1 protein-coding gene is annotated in these 504 nt (G+C 75.2%); it reads right to left on the reverse strand.

The features are described 5' to 3' along the window. On the reverse strand, positions 1-295 hold a 295-nt coding region (locus tag CKY47_RS36795), incomplete at its 3' end, for a hypothetical protein (protein ID WP_306751004.1). Positions 296-504 lie beyond the last annotated feature (209 nt).

The following is a 504-nucleotide window of genomic DNA, read 5'->3' on the forward strand; positions in this document are numbered from 1 at the left end:
CACCGCACCACGCGGGCACCGCGAACCCGCCGCGCGACAGCCAAGAGCGGTCCACGCCCCCGCGGTCGCGGTCCTCGACCACCGGCACGTGCGGACCGAGCGCGAACCCGGCCACCAGGGCATCGTCCGCACCGGACTGATCACAGGCCGCCCACCGCACCGGCTCCGCCCAGGTCGTCGCGCCACCGGCGTCGGCGATCACCACCCGGCCGTCGTCGTAGCGCAGGGCCCGGGTGCCCGAGGGCGAGGTCACCGGCAGGACCGGCGTGTCGAACTGGCGCGACGATTGCGGCATTCTGCGCGCTCCGGGATCGGCGGTCGGGTCCACCGACACGTTATGCGCACGCAGGGGACGCCAGCAGTCGCCGCGAAGGCGGTGTACCCGTTGGGGCACCAGGTGTTGCCCGTCCACCGGTGTCCGACCAGCCCGCCGGGGGCACCGGCTCACCACTTGACCGCCAGCCCGGCCAGCGCCGTGACGGGTTCCGCCACCGGCGACGCCTG

The organism is Saccharothrix longispora (assembly GCF_030852425.1).
In the GTDB taxonomy this organism is placed as follows: domain Bacteria; phylum Actinomycetota; class Actinomycetes; order Mycobacteriales; family Pseudonocardiaceae; genus Actinosynnema; species Actinosynnema longispora.